20 protein-coding genes and 1 pseudogene are annotated in these 19,439 nt (G+C 60.4%); 12 read left to right on the forward strand and 9 right to left on the reverse strand.

The window, feature by feature from the left end; translation table 11 throughout:
* Positions 1-85 precede the first annotated feature (85 nt).
* Positions 86-376 carry a hypothetical protein gene (locus tag EXR36_01420; GenBank protein ID MSQ58333.1) on the reverse strand — a complete coding sequence of 97 codons (291 nt, stop codon included), beginning with the start codon at positions 374-376 and terminating at the stop codon, positions 86-88.
* On the reverse strand, positions 366-1,025 hold the full coding sequence (locus EXR36_01425; GenBank protein MSQ58334.1) for a hypothetical protein: 660 nt from the start codon (positions 1,023-1,025) through the stop codon (positions 366-368). The genes EXR36_01420 and EXR36_01425 overlap by 11 nt, the downstream gene beginning before the upstream one ends.
* Before the next feature lie 312 nt (positions 1,026-1,337).
* Between EXR36_01425 and EXR36_01430 the strand changes: the two genes are divergently transcribed.
* Complete coding sequence (locus tag EXR36_01430; GenBank protein ID MSQ58335.1) at positions 1,338-1,937, forward strand: DNA-3-methyladenine glycosylase; 600 nt, start codon at positions 1,338-1,340, stop codon at positions 1,935-1,937.
* A 41-nt stretch (positions 1,938-1,978) separates the two neighbouring features.
* Here the strand turns inward: EXR36_01430 and EXR36_01435 are convergent, their stop codons facing one another.
* The 5 genes from EXR36_01435 to hrcA form a co-directional block, all read right to left on the reverse strand.
* Positions 1,979-3,379: an amino acid permease gene (locus EXR36_01435; GenBank protein ID MSQ58336.1), complete on the reverse strand. Its 1,401-nt coding sequence runs from the start codon at positions 3,377-3,379 to the stop codon at positions 1,979-1,981.
* 163 nt (positions 3,380-3,542) lie between these two features.
* The gene (locus tag EXR36_01440) at positions 3,543-3,947 is read right to left on the reverse strand and encodes a hypothetical protein (protein MSQ58337.1); all 405 of its coding nucleotides are present in this window, start codon (positions 3,945-3,947) and stop codon (positions 3,543-3,545) included.
* A gap of 1 nt (position 3,948) precedes the next feature.
* Positions 3,949-4,227, reverse strand: coding sequence for a DUF4173 domain-containing protein (locus EXR36_01445; GenBank protein ID MSQ58338.1), 279 nt, complete (start codon positions 4,225-4,227; stop codon positions 3,949-3,951).
* Positions 4,228-4,949: 722 nt separating this feature from the next.
* A complete protein-coding gene (locus tag EXR36_01450) occupies positions 4,950-6,041 on the reverse strand; it encodes a ferrochelatase (GenBank protein MSQ58339.1) in 1,092 nt (363 codons plus the stop codon).
* Between the two features lie 2 nt (positions 6,042-6,043).
* Positions 6,044-7,096: a heat-inducible transcriptional repressor HrcA gene (hrcA, locus tag EXR36_01455; GenBank protein ID MSQ58340.1), complete on the reverse strand. Its 1,053-nt coding sequence runs from the start codon at positions 7,094-7,096 to the stop codon at positions 6,044-6,046.
* Positions 7,097-7,141: 45 nt separating this feature from the next.
* Between hrcA and EXR36_01460 the strand changes: the two genes are divergently transcribed.
* Together EXR36_01460 and recN are read left to right on the forward strand one after the other, a co-directional pair.
* Positions 7,142-8,014, forward strand: a complete 873-nt coding sequence (locus EXR36_01460) for an NAD kinase (protein ID MSQ58341.1) — start codon at positions 7,142-7,144, stop codon at positions 8,012-8,014.
* Positions 8,015-8,201: 187 nt separating this feature from the next.
* Positions 8,202-9,863: a DNA repair protein RecN gene (gene recN, locus EXR36_01465; protein ID MSQ58342.1), complete on the forward strand. Its 1,662-nt coding sequence runs from the start codon at positions 8,202-8,204 to the stop codon at positions 9,861-9,863.
* A 20-nt stretch (positions 9,864-9,883) separates the two neighbouring features.
* Here the strand turns inward: recN and fur are convergent, their stop codons facing one another.
* The gene (gene fur / locus EXR36_01470; protein MSQ58343.1) at positions 9,884-10,315 is read right to left on the reverse strand and encodes a ferric iron uptake transcriptional regulator; all 432 of its coding nucleotides are present in this window, start codon (positions 10,313-10,315) and stop codon (positions 9,884-9,886) included.
* A 113-nt stretch (positions 10,316-10,428) separates the two neighbouring features.
* On the opposite strand from fur, the gene EXR36_01475 reads away from it, so the two are divergent.
* The 8 genes and pseudogenes from EXR36_01475 (at position 10,429) to EXR36_01510 (ending at position 18,382) form a co-directional block, all read left to right on the forward strand.
* A complete protein-coding gene (locus EXR36_01475) occupies positions 10,429-10,809 on the forward strand; it encodes an outer membrane protein assembly factor BamE (GenBank protein MSQ58344.1) in 381 nt (126 codons plus the stop codon).
* Positions 10,810-10,814: 5 nt separating this feature from the next.
* On the forward strand, positions 10,815-11,618 hold the full coding sequence (locus tag EXR36_01480) for a 4-hydroxy-tetrahydrodipicolinate reductase (protein MSQ58345.1): 804 nt from the start codon (positions 10,815-10,817) through the stop codon (positions 11,616-11,618).
* A 70-nt stretch (positions 11,619-11,688) separates the two neighbouring features.
* Positions 11,689-12,180, forward strand: a complete 492-nt coding sequence (locus EXR36_01485) for a hypothetical protein (protein MSQ58346.1) — start codon at positions 11,689-11,691, stop codon at positions 12,178-12,180.
* A gap of 391 nt (positions 12,181-12,571) precedes the next feature.
* A pseudogene (locus EXR36_01490) lies at positions 12,572-12,790 on the forward strand (hypothetical protein).
* Positions 12,791-12,933: 143 nt separating this feature from the next.
* Positions 12,934-14,067: a carbamoyl-phosphate synthase small subunit gene (gene carA / locus EXR36_01495; GenBank protein ID MSQ58347.1), complete on the forward strand. Its 1,134-nt coding sequence runs from the start codon at positions 12,934-12,936 to the stop codon at positions 14,065-14,067.
* A gap of 80 nt (positions 14,068-14,147) precedes the next feature.
* Positions 14,148-17,360: a carbamoyl-phosphate synthase large subunit gene (gene carB, locus EXR36_01500; GenBank protein MSQ58348.1), complete on the forward strand. Its 3,213-nt coding sequence runs from the start codon at positions 14,148-14,150 to the stop codon at positions 17,358-17,360.
* Positions 17,361-17,374: 14 nt separating this feature from the next.
* Positions 17,375-17,851, forward strand: coding sequence for a transcription elongation factor GreA (greA, locus tag EXR36_01505; protein MSQ58349.1), 477 nt, complete (start codon positions 17,375-17,377; stop codon positions 17,849-17,851).
* A gap of 72 nt (positions 17,852-17,923) precedes the next feature.
* A complete protein-coding gene (locus EXR36_01510) occupies positions 17,924-18,382 on the forward strand; it encodes a DUF4149 domain-containing protein (protein MSQ58350.1) in 459 nt (152 codons plus the stop codon).
* A 12-nt stretch (positions 18,383-18,394) separates the two neighbouring features.
* On the opposite strand, the gene EXR36_01515 is transcribed toward EXR36_01510, so the two are convergent.
* A complete protein-coding gene (locus EXR36_01515; GenBank protein ID MSQ58351.1) occupies positions 18,395-18,781 on the reverse strand; it encodes a YhbY family RNA-binding protein in 387 nt (128 codons plus the stop codon).
* A gap of 16 nt (positions 18,782-18,797) precedes the next feature.
* On the opposite strand from EXR36_01515, the gene EXR36_01520 reads away from it, so the two are divergent.
* Positions 18,798-19,439 carry an RlmE family RNA methyltransferase gene (locus EXR36_01520; GenBank protein MSQ58352.1) on the forward strand — a complete coding sequence of 214 codons (642 nt, stop codon included), beginning with the start codon at positions 18,798-18,800 and terminating at the stop codon, positions 19,437-19,439.

A 19,439-nucleotide genomic window follows, 5' to 3' on the forward strand; every position in this document is an offset into this window, starting at 1 on the left:
GAGGGGTCTATTTTCCTTGCCACCTGCCATGGGTGTCAAGAATGGCATTCAATAATATTTCTTAGCAGGAAACCTGCCCAAGGCGCTATTTTGCCGGCAACCGGTACAAGTCCCAGCGTAAGCTGGCAATCCGGTAGGCGTCCACCAAGGAGATGACGTAGATGAACACCCCGCCGGCGTGGCGGCCAAGGAAGGACTGCGCCGACGTCGTCAGATGGTAACTCACGATGGCGAGCGAGATCACGAAGAACACGAAGACGATGGCGCGCGTTGCATTGTTGTTGAGCACTTGGCCCATGCCCGGTAGCAGCGCCGCCACGGCGAGCACCGCCCACGGATTGAGAGGAGGTTTGGGCGCGGGCGCGTTAGAGGCCATGGGCGTGGATTGTATTGGCTAGCGCGCTTGCGCGCGACAGCAGGAGTTGCAGTAATGCGGTTGGCGCGCCATCGGTATCGAAATGCCCGGCGCGAAGCACCAAGTACTCCGCCCGCCGCGCTTGCGACAGTTGGTACACCAAGCGCACGCCTTTTGGCGTCACGAGAAGTTCCTTCGCGCGCGGATCGGCGAAGAACTCGCACGCATGTTCCGATAGCGATTCCAAGGCGGCGCGCGGCGCGCTGCACTTGATGGTCAATTCCGTGGGCCACCCAGGAAGAGAATCAAGACGGTAGGGCAGCTGCCCGCCAGGCGAGTAGAACTCCGTACTTTGGCTGCGAGCGAGGATGTCCAAATGCGGAAATTCGCCTAGATCCGCCCGCAACGAAACCGTGATCCACAGGGAGGGCACCTTACGGAAGGTGGCATCGTCACGGAACAAACTCACCTCCGCGGCCTTGCCCGCGAACCGGCCACGCAAGACCGGGAACCCGTCCCCGGCAAGGGTTTTCTCGCACTCCACAAGCGAAGAATTCTCGCAGCCAAGAACATTGGTGCGCCAGGCCTCATACCGGCGCCGGTCTCGCAGGTGCATCCAGACCAGTACACTTCCCAATAACAGCGCGATGACCAGCAGTTCGAATTTCATCGGTTAATATTGCAACGTGCTATGGGCACACTGGTGCGTCCGGGGAAGCAAGAGGTGCCTGGTATTGGAGCATCGATTGGGGGCTAGATCATGAAACGATTCGAGTTAATCCAAACGCCAGACCGCCGCAAAGCCTGTACGGACAGCCGGAAAATTTCCGACCGCCGCGCAAGGAGCGAGCACCGCCGTTACATTGCGCGAATTGCTGGACGAAGCCCACGCCCGAATCCGCGCGCTGCAACGGACCGTGGAGGCCCTAGGCGAGCCGGTCTGATAATAAATAGGGCTTTGCGGCCGTAAAGAGGCAACGCGATAACAAATCTTCAACCGCGAGAGGCACGACGCCTTGGCCGCGATGATTTCAACCAGCCCACGCTCAAGGTGGCCAAGCACCTGATCGGCAAGTTCATCGTGCGGCGGCATGGGCGCCATCTACTTTGCGGGATGATCACCGAAGCCGAGGCCTACAAGGGGCCCAGGGACAGAGCGGCGCATTCCTTCGGCGGGCGGCGCACGGCGCGGGTGGAACCGCTCTACGGCGAGGGCGGCACGGTGTACGTCTACCTGATTTATGGCATGCATTGGATGCTCAACTTCAGCACCGCTGGCGCGGGTCTTCCTGAAGGTGTTTTGATTCGCGCAATCCTTGCTCGCATGGACGGAGAAGACAAATATCTCGCGGGACCAGGGCGGGTCACGAAGTATCTTGCCATCGGCAAGTCCCTTGATCGCGCGGACAGTACATCGTCGAAAAAAATCTGGATCGAGGACCGCGGTGTTCGAATTCCAAAGAAAGCGATCCAGCGCGGGCCGCGCATCGGCATCGGCTACGCCGGGGATTACTGGGCTGCCCGGCCGTGGCGGTTCTGGATCGGCGTAGTCGTGGCATCCCATGCCGCGGCGCGGATCTAATGCCGTTATGCGAGCACCGGAAACGACTCGCTCTTCGCTCCTCAATATCCCTTGGGCCTTGGCCAATTCATGGTGAACTGGTCGCCCCGCTTTACGTACTTGTAGCGGTGAAACGCGAACCAGACCGAAGCCAGAATGTAGAATGCCATGATGGATAACAGCATGTCGCTGTAGCCCAGGTAGGTGGCGAAGTACACCGCCGCGCAGAGTACGAGCAAGATGATCGCTGTCCACGGGTGGAAGGGATGCACGTAGCCACGGTGGATGGTACCCAGGGGCCAGAGCTTGCGGAAGCGCAGCATGTTGAAGGACATGAAGGTGTAGCCCAACAAGCCGGAGAGGATGGAGAAGCCGATCACGAGGTCCAGCCGGGTGTAGAACAGCAGCGCGAACACCACGGCGATGGGGATGAGGAAGATGATCGCCCGGTAGGGCGTGCGGTAGCGCGGGTGCACCGCGCCGAACCACTCGGGCATGTAACGGTCGCGGCCCATGGAGAACCAGGAGCGCGAGGCGTCGTTGATACATCCGTTGGCCGACGCCAGCGCGGCGAATAGCGTACCGACGAACATGATGGCTTGCAGCCCACCGCCGCCCGTGAGTTTCGCCGCGTCGTAGAGCGGGGTGTACGCTTGGCCGAGATACTGCCAAGGCATCAACCCGGAGGCGACATACCATGTGATGGAGGCGGCGATCAACAGGGTGATCATTCCGCTCATCGTGCCGAGGGGGATGGAGCGTCCCGCCGAGCGTACTTCTTCCGCAGCCTGGCAGGTGCCTTCGATGCCAAGGTAGTACCACATGCCGAATTGCAACGCGCCGATGGCGCCTATCCATCCGTAGGGCAGATCGGTGAACAGCTCCTTGTGCAGCAAAACCTTGCCGGGTTGGAACGGTGACACGCTGAAGAACAGCACGATGATGGACAGGAACGCAATGGCAGTGATCACGAAGTTGACGTTGAGCGTCGCGTACACGCCACGGTAGTTGAGCCAGGCCAGCACGGCGATGGAGAGTACGATGAAGGGTTTGACGTCGAGATCCGCGAATCCCGTCTCCCCGGCGAAGGACTTGATCAAATCCCCCACCACGATGGCGTTGCTTGCCTCCAGCATGGTGTACGCCATCACCAAGTACAAGCCTACGTTGAAGGCCATGAGCGGGCCGATGATGTGTTTCGCTTGCGTGTATTGCCCGCCCGCGGCGGCCACGGTGGAAGTGACCTCGGAGTCGATCATGGCCACGCAGGTGTAGAGCAGGCCGATATACCAGCACGCGATGAGCGCGCCCCAAGCGCCGCCCTTGGCCAAGGAGAAATTCCAACCCGTGAACTCTCCCACCAAGACGATGCCCACGCCAAGTGCCCATACGTGAACGGGCCCCAGGACTTTTCTCAGACTTATGCGTTGCCCGCCGCCCTGCGCCGCTGTCGTTGCCGCCATCCTCTTCTCCCGTCTTGTGCCTATTCCTCGCCTTCGCGGGAACTCATTAGAAAGTCTTCCTGGTATTGCTTATTGACCGCGATGGCGTCGGCGATCATCCAGCCAAAGAGCAGGAGGGAAATGATCCACGCGGCATAGTTGAGCAAGGTCCATGGGTTCATGTTCATTCCTTTCCAAAGCGCTCGGCGATGACCTCCCGGTATTCGCGGTCGGAGATGCGCAGGAGAAGCAGAAAATACCCAACGATCACGATGGCGGTGATCCACAGCCAGTGGGAGCCCAGATCCTTGGCGAAATCGAATTTGGTTTCGATGAGCCCTTTTGCGTCGGCGGGTTTCTTTCCGAGTTTCTCCCATTGTTGCGCTTGCACGGTGCCTTGCCCCAGGCTTTCCCAGGTGGGTTCGGCGGGCGCGGGCTGCTCAGCGGCAGGGGGCGCGGCGGCCTGCTCCGCAGCCTGCTTCTTCTTCAGCTCGAAGGGTAGCAACAAGCATAGGAATAGCAGCGCCAGGATCAGCAAGCTGTCGGCGATTTGCCCTGCGCCGCTTTGTCTTGGGGGTCGGTATGCCATCTCATGCCTCCTCGTCCATGTGGCGAATATCCAGGCCGTAGATATGCTCCTTATCCTTCCGGTAATGCCGGATCATGGCGATCATGGAAGCGGTGTTGAACAAGAGCAGTAGCGCCGCCCCAATGATGAGTACTACTCGCATGCCGGGGCTTGCGATCAACGGGGCTATGGCGAAATAGACAAACAAGATGGTGAGCCAGAGCACGACGACGAAGGCGAGTGCCATGGCGCGGTCACGCGAGAACATGCTCTCCACGCGGGTGGATAAAGCAGGATCCATCGATTTCTCCTCCAACTTATTTATGAGCCGGGGTGAACCCCGTGCAACATTCTTTCTAGCGGAGATATATCTACGTCTCGTTCGGCGTGCTGTCAATAAAATTCGATGTTGCGGCGCGAAACGAGACGCGAGGAGCGGATGCTTAGAACCGAACGCTTACGCCGGTGCTGGCGGCCCAATCCGCCGCCAACTGGACACCATTGACGTGTTGGTAGAGGGGGAGTTGCAAGAAGCCGTAGAGGCGCACGTTCCTGCTCGCGGACACGCTGATGCCGGGTGAGAAGAAGACGAACTTTGCGCCCGAGTCACCGGATTCCGCTTCTTCCCCCCGGTCACTTCGCCCGGCGCAATTTTCTTGGTGCCCGCCCGCCGGTGGTCTTGATCCACGTATTCGAAGCGCAAGTCCAGCCGCGTTGTGCCATCCAGTAACACGCCTTGCGCTTCCCAGCCGGTGTTGATGGCACATACGGCTTGTCCGCAATTGGCGGCACTATGAGTGCTGAAGACGGCGGATGCGAGAAGAACGGACGAAACCAGTAACAGCCGGGGCATCTGTTGTGTTCAGGAAAATTGTAGTGACGGGCATCCTAACGATTGCTGGAGCACCTGGGAATGCGATATGTTGCCACACCCCCGGAAAATGCCGCCACCACGCTCCCCGCGGCCTATGCAATGGTGCTGACCGCCATCCCCCTTGTAGCCTATTCCTTGTTAGTGGTTCGCTATTGTTTGGCGCCGAGGGCGATCGCGCGAGCTTTCGCCGCGTCCGCCGCGCTTCGGTCCGCATCATTGGGCAACCAGCCTTGGAGGTTATCCCGCAGGATATTCGCCAGCGCATCGATCCATTGCGGGCGTTCGTTCAGGCAGGGAACGTAGTGGAACTCTCCGCCGCCGGCTTTCAGGAACGCGGCTTTATTCTCCATGGCGATCTCTTCCAGGGTCTCTAAGCAATCGGAGACGAAGCCGGGGCATATCACGTCGAGGCGGTTCACCTTTTCCTTGCCCAGCTTGCGCATGGTCTCGATGGTGTAGGGCTTCAACCACTCCGCCTTGCCGAAGCGCGACTGGAAGGTCACCAGGTAATTCTCCGGCTTCATGCCTAGGGCCTCGGCGATGAGCCGTGCTGTTTTCTGGCATTCGCAATGGTAAGGATCGCCGCGTTCCAGGGAGAACTTCGGTAGCCCGTGAAAACTCATCAGCAGTTTTGTGGGCCGGCCGTTCGCCAACCAATAATCCTGCACGCTCTGGGCCACGGCCTCTATGTAGGCTGGGTGATCGTGAAAGTGCTTGACCCAACGCAACTCCGGCTGGTGGCGCATCTTGGAGAGCGCCGCGCTCAACGCATCGAAAGCGCTGGCGGTGGTGCTGGCGGCATACTGAGGATAAAGCGGCATGGCGAGAATTCGCGCGCAGCCCGCCTGCTTGAGCTTGGCGAGACCTTCTTCGATGGAGGGCGTGCCATGGCGCATGCCATAAGCAACGAGAGCGGAGGGCTTGATCGTGGCCCCCAGGTTGCCCTTGACCAAGCTTACCTGCCGCTCCGTATGGAACTTCAGAGGCGAGCCGTCCTTGGTCCAGATCTTGGCGTATTTCGAAGCCGATTCCTTGGGCCGCGTGCGCAAGATCGCGCCGTGCAAGATCATCCACCAGAGAGCGCGCGGAATTTCCACAACTCTCGGGTCCCAAAGAAATTCCGCGAGGTACTTGCGTACGGCAGGCGCCGTGGGTGCATCCGGTGTGCCGAGGTTGATCAAGAGAACGCCTAGACGCGCAACTTGGTCATGCTTGAACGCAGGTTCGGACAAGAAGGGCACGCTTACTCCAGAGATCGCGCGCGCTGGCTCGCCATGGCGCTCGACAGCAGCTTGGCGGTGATCTCCACGATGGGGATCACCCGGTCGTAGGCCATGCGGGTGGGCCCGATGACGCCCACGGTTCCCAGCACTTCGCCATCCACCGTGTAGGGCGCCGTGATGACCGCGCATTCGTCGAGCGGTACGAGACCGGATTCTCCGCCGATGTAGATCTGGATGCCTTGCGCGCGGCCGCCAGCGTCGAGCAATTGCAACAGGCCAGTGCGGTGCTCGAAGAGGTCGAAGAGCTTGCGCAGACTGGTCACGTTGGAGGAAAGATCCTGGACGTGCAGCAAATTGTGCTCGCCGGACAATACATAATCCTCGCCCTTCTGGTCGGTGGGGTCATCGCCCGCTTCCAGGGCGCTGGAGAGCAATTGGGTCATGTCGTCGCGCAAACGCTTTAATTCGCCGCGCAGGCGCAGCTTCATTTCCTCGAAGGTGAGGCCGGCGTAGTTCTGCGCCAGGAAGTTGCTGGCCTCCACCAGCTCCGAGTTGCTGTAGGCGCGCTCCGTGAGCACCACCCGGTTTTGCACGTCGCCTTCGGAGGTCACCATGATGAGCAAGATGCGCTTTTCCGCCAGCCGCAGAAACTCGATGTGGCGCACCCGCGTGTTCTTGCGTTTGGGTGTCATGACCACGCCGGCGAACTGCGTGAGCGCGGAGAGCAAATGGGAGGCGGACTGGACGAGCCTTTGCGTGCTGTCGGGCTGCAGTTGGTGCTCGAGATGGTTCAGTTCAGCACGGTCCAGCGGCTTGACGGTGAGCAGGCAGTCCACGAACAGCCGGTACCCGCGAGGCGTGGGAATGCGGCCCGAGGAGGTGTGGGGACTCGCCACGAACCCCATCTCCTCCAGGTCCGCCATGGTGTTGCGGATGCTGGCGGCGCTCAAGTCCAGGCCGGAGAATTTGGAGAGCGTTCTGGATCCCACGGGTTCGCCCTCGGCGATGTAGCGTTCGACGAGAGTCTTCAGTAGCGCTTGGGCGCGTTCGCTTAGGAGAGCTTTGTCATTCATAATGCGGGAAATTCTACTCGTTGCGACTTAGACCATCGCATACACATGCCCAGTTCCTTCCAAACCATCGCCCTCATTGGAAAGTATAAAAGCCCGGAGATCGCCGGGCCCTTGCTTGAACTCGCCCAGTTTCTACGCTCCCGTGGTGTTCGGGTCGTGGTGGACTCGCTGACCGCCGCCCATATCGGGCGCGACGGCATCGAGGTGATTCCCCTGGAGGAGATCGGCACGGTGGCCACGCTTGCCATCGTTATCGGGGGAGACGGTACCATGCTTAACATCGCGCGTGCGCTGGCCCCGCACGACGTGGCCTTGGTGGGCGTCAACCAGGGGCGTCTAGGGTTCTTGACGGACATTTCGATCGATTCTATGTCCGAAACCATCGCGGAGATTCTAGACGGCCACTTCGTGGTGGAACCCAGGATGCTACTGGACACCGAGGTGTTTCGAGGCGAGCAATCCTTGAACCGGTTGCTGGCCTTCAACGATGCCAGCGTGAGCAAGGGGGCCGAGGGCGGCCTCATCGAGCTGGAGGTGAGGATCGACGGCCAATTCGTCTACTACCTGCGCGCCGACGGCCTGATCGTCGCCACTCCCACGGGGTCGACTGCCTACGCTTTGTCGGCCAGCGGGCCCATCCTTCACCCCGCGCTCAGTGTGATCGCCCTGGTTCCGGTGTGCCCGCACGCCCTTGGCAACCGGCCCATCGTCATCTCCAGCGAGAGCGTGATCGAAATCTTGATGCACCATTGCCCGGATTCGCGCGTGCATTTCGACAGCCACTCCCACCTCGTGCTGGAACCTGGGGACCGCATCGTCTTGCGCCGTTACGAGCGCCCGGTTCGCCTGTTGCATCCGCGTGGTCATAGCTACTATCACATGCTGCGCCAGAAGCTGCATTGGAGCGAAGTGCTGTAGTCTCTTGCGGATTCAGTGGTGACGGATTTGGAGAAATTTTCGATGCGCGGCACTCTGGTTTGGGGGGCTCAACAAGGGGATCACCCCTTGTTCCTTCTGGGGGATAGGGTCTCTCCCCTTGTTCGTAACATGCTTGTTGCCGAGGCGAGTGCATCCGCTTTGGTTCCGGCTCTGCCGGCTTAGGAGTATGTTGCGCGCCCTGCACATTCGCGATTTCGTCATCGTAGACAAGCTCGAGCTGGGGTTTGCCGGCGGGTTTACCGTGCTCACCGGTGAAACCGGAGCTGGCAAGTCCCTATTGGTGGATGCCCTGTCCTTGGTGCTGGGCGAGCGCAGCGACACCGAGTGGGTGCGAGAAGGGGCGCAAAAGGCGGAGATCAGCGCCGAATTCGACCTTTCGCAACGGCCCCAACTGCGCGAGGCGCTCAAGGCGCAAGATCTGGACGACGGTAACCAACTCGTTCTGCGCCGTGTGCTCGAACGCGCGGGCCGCAGCCGGGCTTATGTGAATGGCAGGCCGGGCACCTTGCAGCAACTCAAGGAAATTGGAGAATCGCTGGTGGATATTCACGGCCAGCATATGCATCAGTCGTTGCTGCGGCGCGAAGCCCAGCGCACGCTGGTGGATGGTTTCGCGGGCGCCACCAAGCTGGCGGCCGGTGTGGCTCAAGCCTATCGTTCCTGGCAGGCGCTGCGCGCCGCGCGGGATAGTTTTGAAAAGAACGCCGCCAGCTTGAAGCGCGAGCGCGAGGAAGTGGAAGACCAAGTGCTGGAACTCAAGGGCCTGAAGGTGAGCGCCACCGAGTGGGATGAACTCGATGCCGAGCACCGGCGCTTGGCGAATTGCGCGGGACTCATCGAAACCGCGCAGGAGAGCTTATCCATCCTGTCGGAGGCAGAGGCGACCGTGCTGGGTACATTGCGCGGGGTGACGCACAAGTTGGAAGCCGCCGCGCAAATCGATCCCGCTCTGAAGCCTTCCTTGGAATTGGTGGAATCCGGGCGGATTCAACTTCAAGAGGCAGTCCACGCACTGCGGCATTATCGTGACCGTTTGGACATCGATCCGCAACGGCTGTCCGAGGTGGAGAGCCGCATTCTGGCATTGCACGCCACCGCGCGCAAATTTCGCGTGCGGCCCGCGCAACTCGCGAGCACGCTCGTGGAGCTTGAAGAGAAATTGAGCACCCTGGCCTTGGCCGGAGATCATGAGGCGTTGGCCAAGAAGGAAGCGCAAGCCAAGGAAACCTTCACGATTCTGGCGAAGGAACTGAGCACGAAGCGCGCGGCGGCCGCCCAACTACTCTCTCAGCGCGTGACGCAACATCTCCAGCAGCTGTCCATGGCGGGCAGTGCCATCGAGGTGTGCTTGGAAGCGCTGGATGAGCCCGCCAGCCACGGTTTGGAGCGAATCGAATTCATGGTGGCCACGCACAGCGGCGGCACGCCGCGCAGTTTGGGAAAAGTGGCTTCGGGCGGAGAGCTATCGCGTATCAGTCTCGCGATTCAAACCGTGACCAGCCAGGTGGCCGATGTACCCACTTTGATTTTCGACGAAGTCGATGCTGGGATAGGGGGCGGTGTCGCGGAAATCGTGGGGCGCATGATGCGCGATCTTGGGGCCACGCGGCAGGTCATGTGCGTGACTCATCTGCCACAGGTGGCGGCGGCGGCGAACACACAATGGCGGGTATTCAAGCAAGAAAGCACGAACGGAATCCGCAGCGCGGTTCAAACCCTGAGCGAGGGCGAGCGGGTGGAAGAGGTGGCGCGGATGCTGGGCGGTGTCAAGATCACCGCAACCACCCGCAAACATGCCGCGGAGATGATCGGCACGCTGGCGGGGTAGTGTAGTGCTTCGCTCACTAGCTACGGCTTGCGGTGGGAGCAACCGGTTTTGGTGCACGTGGCAAATATTTGCAGCGAGTGCTCCTGGATCAGAAATCCGCGGTCCTTGGCGACCTTGGTTTGGCGCTTTTCGATCTCGGCGTCGAAGAACTCTTCCACATGACCGCATTGCACGCACACCAGGTGGTCGTGGTGCCCGCCTTCGTTCAGTTCGAATACCGCCTTGCCCGCCTCGAAACGGTGGCGGATGAGGATGCCCGCATGCTCGAACTGGGTGAGCACCCGGTAGATCGTGGCCAAGCCGATGTCCACGCCCTCCTTCAGCATCAGCTTGTAAACGTCCTCCGCCGTCATATGGCGGGTGGCCGAACCCTCGAACAAATCGAGAATCTTCAACCGGGGGAGCGTGACTTTGAGACCACTGGTCTTCAAATCGTGGGGCGGCTTGCTCATGGAAGCGAAAATCCGGCGGGACTGTGATTGCGTATCATAATGGGTTCTCCGCGCAAATGCTCGCGAGATGAATTCGCGCGCGGCCGTGCTCAACTTTTTCTTGGCATCATTCCATGCATGTATTCGTTCGCTTGTCGTTACTCTGCGCCATGGGTTTCCCGCTCGGTGGTTGCTTCCTCGTGCCGCACAAAATCGACGTGCAGCAAGGTAACTATGTCGACCAGGCCATGCTGGCCAAACTCAAGACCGGCATGACCAAGTCCCAAGTGCGTTATGTTCTGGGTACGCCCTTGGTGACCGATCCTTTTCATCCCGAGCGTTGGGATTACGCTTACATGGATCGTCCGAACGGAAAACTGAAGGCCTCGCGCCGGGTGACGGTGATCTTCGAAGGCGAGCGCTTGCGCCGCTTGGAAGGGGATGCCACGCCCTTGTCCGGTGGAGGGGATGGAAAATCGGCGCTACCGGAAAACAATTCACGCATGGGCGGGTGACGAACATGATCAAGGTAGTCGTCGCGGGTGCGTCAGGGCGCATGGGGCGCGCGTTGATCGAGGGCGTGCAACAAAATCCCGGCATGACCTTGCACGGAGCGTTGGATCGCGGCGACAGCCCGGTCATTGGGCACGACGCTGGAGAAGCCCTTGGCCAGCGCTGCGCAGTGAGCGTCTCGGCGGATATCGAGGCCACCGTGAAGGGTGCCGGTGTATTGATCGATTTCACCCGTCCCGATGGCACCTTGGCCCACCTTGACGCCTGTGTGCGCCAGGGCGTGAGCATGGTCATCGGTACCACCGGTTTCAACACCGAACAAAAACACCGCTTGGCCGAAGGCGCGCGCAGCATTCCCATCGTGTTCGCGCCCAACATGAGCGTGGGGGTCAACGTGTTGCTGCGGCTTCTTGAAGTGGCGGCACAAGCCTTGGGAGACGACTACGACGTGGAAGTGATCGAAGCTCACCACCGCCACAAAGTGGATGCGCCCTCGGGCACGGCCCTGCGCATGGGTGAAGTACTCGCCAAGGCGCTCCAGCGCAACCTCGCCGACGTGGCCGTCTACGGCCGCGAGGGCGTGACCGGCGAGCGCAACACCAAGACCATCGGCTTCGCCACTATCCGTGGTGGCGATATCGTGGGCGATCACACCGCCCTTTTTGCCGGTACCGGCGAGCGCATCGAAATCACTCACAAAGCGTCTTCCCGCACCACCTTCGCGCAGGGAGCGCTACGTGCCGCCGTCTGGCTCTCGAACCGCAACCCAGGGCTCTACGACATGCATGACGTCTTGTCGCTTAAAGGCTGACTAAGGCTGGTCCGTTTGTCAGAGTGTCCACGCGCTGGGCGAACCAACCATACATAGGGAGGAGACGAGCATGAAAACAGCGAGAAGATGGGCGTTATTGCTGGCCGGTATGGCCAGTTGGACGTGCGCGCAGGCAGTGGATTTGCGGCCGGTGCTGAAGGCGGGGGCCGAGTTCGGGGGAGACAAACTGTTTACGCTTGTCTTCACGGACGGTTCGACCAAGAACGTCAAGGCACACGACGGGTTTTCCTTGGGGGGAGGCGCATCCTTCCTAAACGAGAGCAAATCCTTCGAGATCGAAACCACCCTGTCTTACAAGTTCCATTTCACCAATGCCAGCAACGGCGATGTGACGTGGAGCCGAATTCCCCTGGACGTTATGGGTTTCTACCGCTTTTCGAGAGTGCGCCTGGGAGGCAGGCTAATATGTCATCTCTCACCGAGGGCAAAAGGCAGCGGCGTTGCCAGCAACCTCGATATCCAGTTCGATAACGCGGCGGGCCTCGTCCTTCAGGCGGATTATCTTTTCTCCGGAAAGGAATCGGGGCAGGACATTTACTAGGGCTTGAGGTTCACTTCACTCAAGTACAAGGAGAAACTCACCGGTGTATCCGTCGATAGTAACGGCGGAGGATTGCAGGTGGGGTACAGGTTCTGAGCATTTACGCTGGAGAGCCTAAAGACAACCGCCGTTGAAACCCTTGCTTCCTAAACCCTCTGACCACGGAACACACGGAAATTTCTTGGTTGTTTTACGCCTCGTCCGTGTGTTCAGTGTATTCCGTGGTCAATGCTTTTGACTTCCGAAATCTCTGAGGATGCAAGAGGCAAGGATTGGCCCCTACCGCGGGCCATGATGGGCGAAGAGTAATGGGGGGGATGTGATAATGACAGAACCCTCGACCCCACACCAGCCTGCCGGAATACGCACGGATCCATGCTATTACCCAGGAATGATGCGCCGTGGTGCATTTGCATACGAATCGGAGGAAGCTGGGAGCGAACTGGAGGCGCTCGCCGACGCGGCGAAAGCCGCGGCGGAACGGTCAGGCGCGAGCATTGATGACGCGTTGGCATTCACCAAGGCTAGTAATGAGCGCATTGCCTTGATGGAGGCCCAGATCGAGCTCCTGACCTCGGCCGCTCTGGTGAAGAGGATCAGGGCCCGCTAGCCGCGCGCCCAGTTCGGGAAGATCTCCCGCGCCGCTTGCCCTGCTCGGGCGCGGGCGGTTAGAATCCAACCTCAACCAGCGGGGCCCGTGCAAACGCGCCCCGTTTTATTACGCCCTTTGTTTTCGCCCCCTAACGAGACGCCTTGATTACGCACGCCCCCGCCCTCCTTGCGCTTGCCGACGGCACGCTGTTTCGGGGTATTTCCATGGGCGCGGAAACCGCCAGCGCGGGCGAAGTGGTGTTCAACACGGCGATGACGGGTTACCAGGAGATCTTGACGGATCCGTCTTATGCCCGCCAGATCGTCACGCTGACCTATCCCCATATCGGGAACGTTGGGATTAATCCGGAGGACATGGAGGCATCCAAGGTCTACGCCGCGGGCTTGGCGATTCGGGATTTGCCGAGACGGGCGAGCAATTGGCGGATGACGCAATCCCTTTCGGAGTACCTGAAGGCTCAAGGCGTTCCTGGCATCGCGGGCATCGATACACGCAAGCTCACGCGAGTGTTGCGTGATAAGGGCGCGCAGGGCGGCTGTCTTATGACGGGGAAGGTGGACGAAACCGAGGCGCTGCGTAAGGCGCGGGGTTTTCCTGGGCTTGCGGGGATGGACTTGGCGAAAGTGGTGTCGAGCGAGTCGGCCTACGAGTGGAACGCGACGCAGTGGTCACTTGATTCCGGCTACGGTAGGCAAAGCGCCCCCAAGCACCACGTCGTAGCCTTCGACTACGGCGTCAAGCGCAATATCCTGCGCATGCTCGCATCTCGCGGTTGCCGCGTTACGGTGCTGCCCGCGCAATCCAGCGCGAAGGACGCCCTGGCGCACAAGCCTGACGGGATTTTTCTATCCAACGGCCCGGGCGACCCCGAGCCTTGCGACTACGCCATACGTGCCATCCGCGAGCTGCTTGAGCGGAACATTCCGATTTTCGGTATCTGCCTGGGCCATCAACTGCTGGGCCTCGCAAGCGGCGCTAAAACCTTGAAAATGAAGTTCGGCCATCACGGCGCGAATCATCCGGTGCAGGATCTGGACACGGGCCGTGTGATGATCACCAGCCAGAACCACGGCTTCGCGGTGGATCAAGCCACATTGCTCGCGAATGCGCGCGTCACCCACGTGTCGCTCTTCGATGGCAGCCTGCAAGGCTTCGAGCGCACCGACAAGCCGGCTTTTTGTTTCCAAGGCCACCCCGAAGCGAGCCCAGGGCCCCACGACGTCGGTTACCTCTTCGACAAGTTCGTGCGGATGATGGAGAAGAAACATGGGTGAGGCGATAGGCGATCGGAGTAGGGCCTGGCGCCGCACCGGTTTTCCGCCTCACGCCTCACGCCTCACGCCTCACGAATACGATGCCTAGACGCACCGATCTCCAAACCATCCTCATCATCGGCGCCGGCCCCATCGTCATCGGCCAAGCCTGCGAGTTCGACTATTCCGGAGCGCAGGCCTGCAAGGCCCTGCGGGAGGAGGGTTACCGGATCGTTCTGGTGAATTCCAACCCGGCCACGATCATGACGGACCCCGAGACCGCCGATGCGACCTACATCGAGCCCATCACTTGGCAGATGGTGGAGCGGGTCATCGCGCAGGAGCGGCCCGATGCCGTGTTGCCCACCATGGGCGGCCAGACGGCGCTCAACTGCGCCTTGGATCTGGCGCGCAACGGCGTGCTGGAGCGCTATGGGGTGGAGATGATCGGCGCCACCAGCGAGGCCATCGACAAGGCCGAAGACCGCGAAAAATTCAAGGCGGCCATGACGCGCATCGGATTGCAGTCGCCACGTTCCATTCTGGCTCACGATATGGAGGAGGCGTCGCGGGCGCAAGCCGAACTGGGCTTTCCCGTGGTGATCCGGCCCTCTTTTACCCTCGGCGGCAGCGGCGGAGGGATCGCCTACAACAAGGAAGAGTTCGCCACCATTTGCGAACGCGGCTTCCAAGCCTCGCCCACCAAGCAGTTGCTGGTGGAAGAATCCGTCATCGGCTGGAAAGAGTTCGAGATGGAAGTGGTGCGCGACCGCAAGGACAACTGCATCATCGTGTGCTCCATCGAGAACCTCGACGCCATGGGTGTGCATACGGGCGACTCCATCACGGTGGCGCCCGCGCAAACGCTCACCGACAAGGAATACCAGATCATGCGCGATGCTTCCATTGCGGTGCTGCGCGAGATCGGCGTGGATACAGGGGGGTCGAACGTGCAGTTCGCCATCAACCCGCGCGACGGGCGCATGGTAGTGATCGAGATGAATCCGCGCGTGTCGCGCTCATCCGCCTTGGCCTCCAAGGCCACGGGCTTCCCCATTGCCAAGGTGGCGGCGAAGCTGGCCGTGGGTTATACGCTCGACGAATTGAAGAACGACATCACTGGCGGCGCCACACCGGCGTCCTTCGAACCCACCATCGATTACGTGGTGACCAAGGTGCCGCGCTTCGCTTTCGAGAAATTCCCGCGGGCCAACGACCGGCTCACCACTCAGATGAAATCCGTGGGCGAGGTCATGGCCATGGGCCGCACGCTGCAAGAATCCTTGCAAAAAGCGCTGCGTGGTTTGGAAACAGGCGTGGAAGGCTTCGACGAGATGACCCAAGACCGCGATCAGATCGAGCGCGAGCTGGCCGATCCCGGACCTCACCGCCTGTGGTACGTGGGCGATGCTTTCCGCGTGGGGATGTCCGTGGAGGAGATCCACGCCATCTCCCACATCGATCCGTGGTTCCTGGTGCAGATCGAAGAGATTATTCAAGCGGAACAGCGTCTGCGCGGAGCGCGCTTGGCGGATTTGAGCGCGGATGTCATGCGCCAATTGAAGCGCATGGGTTTCGCGGACCGGCGCTTGGCGAAATTGCTGGGTGCAGCGCAGACCGAAGTGCGGCAGCGCCGCCACGCCCTCGGTGTGCGCCCCGTCTACAAGCGCGTGGATACGTGTGCCGCGGAATTCGACACCAGCACCGCTTACATGTATTCCACCTACGAAGAGGAATGCGAGGCGCGGCCCACGAATCGCAAGAAGATCATGGTGCTGGGCGGCGGGCCGAACCGCATCGGCCAAGGCATCGAGTTCGATTACTGCTGCGTGCACGCCGCGCTGGCGCTACGCGAAGATGGTTACGAAACCATCATGGTCAACTGCAATCCGGAAACGGTTTCCACCGACTACGATACCTCGGACCGTTTGTATTTCGAGCCGCTGACGCTGGAAGACGTGCTGGAAATAATAGCCGTCGAGAAACCGGCGGGCGTGGTGGTGCAATACGGCGGGCAAACACCCCTCAAGCTGGCGCGCGATCTCGAAGCCAACGGTGTGCCCATCATCGGGACGACTCCGGACATGATCGACGCGGCGGAGGATCGCGAGCGTTTCCAGAAACTGCTGGTGGATCTGGACTTACGCCAGCCCCCTAACCGCACGGCGCGCAACGAGCCCGGCGCCTTGCGCATGGCCGAGGAGATCGGCTATCCCTTGGTGGTGCGGCCGAGCTACGTGCTGGGCGGGCGCGCAATGGAGATCGTGCACGAAGCGAAGGATCTCGAACGCTACATGCGCGAGGCGGTGAAAGTTTCCAACGATTCGCCCGTGTTGCTGGACCGTTACTTGAACGACGCGATAGAAGTGGATGTCGATGCGATCTGCGATGGCAAGGATGTGTTGATCGGTGGCATCATGGAGCACATCGAGCAAGCGGGCGTGCACTCGGGAGATTCCGCCTGTTCGCTGCCGCCCTTTAGTCTGACGCCCGAGATACAGAACGAATTGCGCCGCCAGACCATCGCCATGGCGCGCGGGCTCAATGTCGTGGGCTTGATGAACGCGCAGTTCGCCATTCAGAACGGCGTGGTCTACGTGCTGGAAGTCAATCCGCGGGCTTCGCGTACCGTGCCCTTCGTTTCCAAGGCCACCGGCCTCCCGCTGGCGAAAATCGCCGCTCGCTGCATGGTAGGCAAGACGCTGGCGCAACAGGGTACGACACGCGAAGTAATCCCGCCTTATTACTGCGTGAAGGAAGCGGTGTTTCCCTTCATCAAATTCCCGGGCGTGGATACCATCCTCGGCCCCGAAATGAAATCCACGGGCGAGGTGATGGGGGTGGGACAAAACTTCGCGGAGGCCTTCTACAAATCGCAGCTGGCCGCCGGTGTGAAGTTACCCACGTCGGGAAAAGTTTTTCTGAGCGTGCGCGATGCCGACAAGGCCAAGACACTCGATGTCGCGCGCGCCTTGGTGGAATTGGGTTTTGAACTGGTGGCCACGCGCGGTACCGGCGCGGTGTTCGCGGGCGCGGGCCTGAAGGTCGCCATCGTGAACAAGGTGGCCGAGGGCCGGCCGCATATCGTGGACATGATCAAGAACGGCGGCATAGCCATGATCGTGAATACGGTGGAAGAGCGCAAATCCGCCGTGGAGGCTTCCTATTCCATCCGCCGTTCGGCGTTGCAAGCGCGCGTGACCTACTACACCACGGTGGCGGGTGCCAGCGCGGCTTGCCAGGGCATGCGCCACATGCAAGAACTCACCCCCTATTCCTTGCAAGCCTTGCACAAGCTGCTGGCAGTCAATTAATCTCGGAGGACAAGATGCGCAAGATTCCACTCACGGCTCATGGCGCCAATTTGCTGCGCAAGGAGCTTCAGCAGCTCAAGTCCGTGGAGCGGCCGAAGGTGATTCAAGCCATACAGGAGGCGCGCGCCCAAGGCGATTTGTCGGAGAACGCCGAATACGACGCCGCCAAGGAGAAGCAAAGTTTCATCGAAGGCCGCATCGCGGAAATCGAAAGCAAGCTCGCCAACGCGCAGATCATCGATCCCGCCCATTTAGATGCGGACGGCCGTTGCGTGTTTGGCTCGACGGTGGAATTGCAGGACCAAGAAAACGAGGACATCGTCACCTACCAGATCGTGGGCGAAGACGAGGCGGACATCAAGCAGAGCAAGATTTCCATCACCTCTCCGCTAGCGCGCGCTCTGATTGGAAAATCTTCCGGCGAAGTAGCCGAGGTGGTTGCCCCTGGGGGTATCCGGTCCTATGAAATCCTGGATGTGAAGTATCTGTGAGGCGGGAGGCGTGAGGCGTGAGGCGAGGGAAATGTAGGTTGGGTAGAGCGCAGCGAAACCCAACGATGACTCATGAGTAGATTTGCAGCCAGCTTGCATTGGATCTGCGTAACTGCCTGGGTGGGCGGCCTATGGGCCATCGGATACTTGGCCGCACCCGCGTTGTTCCATCATCTTCCGGACCGGGCCTTGGCGGGGACGCTGGCCGGGCATCTGTTTGCTTACCTCGCGTACGCGGGGCTGGCCTGCGGGCTTTATCTCATCGTGTATCGCCTGGCGGCCGTGGGCTTGAGCGCATTCCGGCAGGGATTCTTCTGGATCGTCATCTTGATGTTGGTGCTAACCTTCGCCGGGCAATTCGGCGTTCAACCGCTACTATCGGCATTGAGGCAGCAGGCGTTGCCACGGCAAGTGATGGAGAGTTTGTTTCGAGACCGTTTCGCCATGTGGCACGGTGTGGCCAGCGTCCTTTTCCTGCTGCAAAGTCTGCTGGGGTTAGGCTTGGTGTTGCTACAGCGGCGTGTAATCTAGTACGAACGCCGGCTAGGACGAACGCCGGCCGGCGGAGGGTTTACGCGCAGGCTTGCTGGGAACCTTGCCTTTGGTCTTGCGAGGTTTCCCGGCCTTGGGCTCGGGTTTTGGCGCCGGCACCTTCTTAGCCGGGTTTTCTCGATAAATAACCAGGGTCTTGCCGATATGTTGCACCGCTTGGGCGCCAAGATCCGAGCAGATTTGCGCGAGCCAGCGTTCGCAGTCCGCGCGGTCCCCGCTCGCGGCCTTGATTTTCATCAATTCATGGGCTTTCAAGGAAAGATCGATTTCCTTCAAGACGGCGGGAGTCAATCCGTCGCTACCGATCAGTACCACGGGATTGAGCTGGTGGGCCTCGCCCTTGAGGTGCTGGCGTTCCGCGGGTGTGAGTGCCTTCATGGGGCAATTCTAGAAGATGGGACGCAACAAAACTAGCAAAGCTTGGATGCACATGCACGTGACCGATGCTTTTGTGCGGCAGGCGCGCAAGGACGGTTATCGCTCGCGCGCGGTCTACAAACTCGCCGAGATCGCCGAAAAGGATCGTTTGCTCAAGCCCGGCTTGGTGGTGGTGGACTTAGGCGCCGCGCCCGGAGGGTGGTCGCAATGGCTGGTAAAACAAGTGGGCGCGGGTGGCCGTGTGATCGCAATCGATTGTCTGCCCATGGAGCCCATCATCCAGGTGGAGTTCATCCACGGGGACTTCACCCGTGATGAAGGCCTGCAATCCCTCCAACAATTACTGAACGGGGCCCGTGCGGACCTTGTTCTTTCCGATATGGCGCCCAACATAAGCGGGGTGGAATCGGTGGACCAAGCGCGCTCCGCGCATCTGGCGGAGCTGGCCATCGAATTCGCGAAGGCACATCTTAAACCCGGAGGGGCCTTCCTGGTCAAGGTATTTCAGGGGGAACATTTCGAGGCGCTACGCAGACAAATGATGGCAACCTTCAAGACCGCAGGGGTGCGAAAGCCGAAAGCTTCGCGCTCGGAGAGCAAGGAAACCTATCTTGTCGGCCGTGGGTTACGCCAGGAGGCGCTCACGAAAATTTCCTGA

It is taken from the genome of Betaproteobacteria bacterium (genome assembly GCA_009693245.1).
In the GTDB taxonomy this organism is placed as follows: Bacteria; Pseudomonadota; Gammaproteobacteria; order Burkholderiales; family SHXO01; genus SHXO01.